A 1,583-nucleotide genomic window follows, 5' to 3' on the forward strand; every position below is an offset into this window, starting at 1 on the left:
TGCCTTGTGCCTGTTGCCTCGTGCCTAAAAAAAACACTTAATATTGGATTTCGGAAATAAAGGTAATAAGCTCTATTTCCGAAATCCGAAATCCCAAATCCCCTAGCTGAGCACCTGAAGCCCATTACTCATCCTTTGAAAGGTAAGTTTGCTCAACAATATTTTTGATGATAGTGTCAAGTTCTTCGGTTGCTTCTTTCAGATAGTTGAGATAAATATCCATTGAAGAGGAAGGCGCATTTTCGAGCAATAATTCAGTGATTCCCTTGATGTTAGCCAGTGGCTTGCGAACCTCGTGTGATTGTTGCCAAGCTATTTTGCGAAATAGCTCTGTATGTTTTTGTAATTTCTCCTCTTGTTTCAGCAAAACCCTGACATCCCGTGCTGCCAAGACTATAGTTTTATTTGTGTTGAATTTGTAGGCGTTGATGGTTAACTCAATAGTGATAAGTTCGCCTGCTTTGTTGATGGTAGAAATAAACCTATCCGAAGTTAAGTTGGTAAAAAAAGCATCAGAATTTTCAAAAAATGGGCTACTTTCCATATCATCGAAATAAGAGCAAAAGATGATATGTCGAATATCTGTTCCTGCTAATTCTTGGGAGGTATAGCCTAGCAGTTCTTCGGCGGCAGAATTTATTTGAATAACTTGGAAATTTTTATCTAAAACGGCTAGGGCAATAGGAGTATTTTCGATGATATTTTTGAATCTAACTTCACTTTCCTGAAATGCTAATTCAAATTTCCTTTTTTCAGAAACATCTAGCGATAGAATACTCACACCAATGATGTTATTGGATGGATTTTTAATTGGGAATACCTTTATTTTATACCAGTAAGTTTGCTCATCAGAAGGATTAATAGGAACTTCTCTTTCAATTATTTTACCTTCTAAAGCCAATTTCAACAGAAAATCTGTCTGAGTTTTATCTATTTCGCTCACGAAGTCTAAAATGTTTGCTCCAATCTTGAAAAGATGAGTGTTTTTGTAGGTGTTTTGCTTGATGAGGGCTTGGTTGTAGTATAAAATCCTAAGATGCTTGTCGAGCAGTAAGACACCTTCGTGTGCTTCATAGAGAGTAGATTCAAAACAATGTTTGAGGGTATCGATTTCGGTGTGAGGAGGAGGGGGCGTTGTTATGTTTTTAAAGGAGAAAAGAGCACCCTGAAGATTACCTTGATTACAATAAATAGGTTGTCCTTTGATGCTGTATTGAATGGTGTTTGAACGGCTTTGGTTGGTCAAACTAGTGTTTACTTTTTGACCAGCAACAACTTCTTCGAATAGCTGAAAATAATGATTGTGGTCGAAGGGAAGTTGATGTTCAGTAACTGATAAACCTTTTTTGAGTGGTTGTGGATTGTGCCAATTAAACAATGTTTCAAAATGAGCGTTGAATGAAATAATCTCATGCTTGGGAGAAACAAATAGCGACGGTTCTTCATTAAAATTGAGCATAGTCTGGACTATCTCAAGAAGATGAGAGTTAAGCATAGTAAGGGATATAAAATTATAGGTTCAATAATGTTGTGTTAACGGTAATTTAATCACCGTTGCAAAATTATTATAGATACTCAAATAT

Annotated in this window: 1 protein-coding gene; it reads right to left on the bottom strand. The window is 36.1% G+C overall.

Annotation, left to right across the window (positions count from 1 at the left end):
- Positions 1-124 precede the first annotated feature (124 nt).
- Complete coding sequence (locus ACOVQ4_RS02830; protein ID WP_421819149.1) at positions 125-1,459, bottom strand: PAS domain S-box protein; 1,335 nt, start codon at positions 1,457-1,459, stop codon at positions 125-127.
- Between the last annotated feature and the right edge of the window lie 124 nt (positions 1,460-1,583).

The organism is Flectobacillus sp., assembly GCF_049240685.1.
Lineage (GTDB): Bacteria > Bacteroidota > Bacteroidia > Cytophagales > Spirosomataceae > Flectobacillus.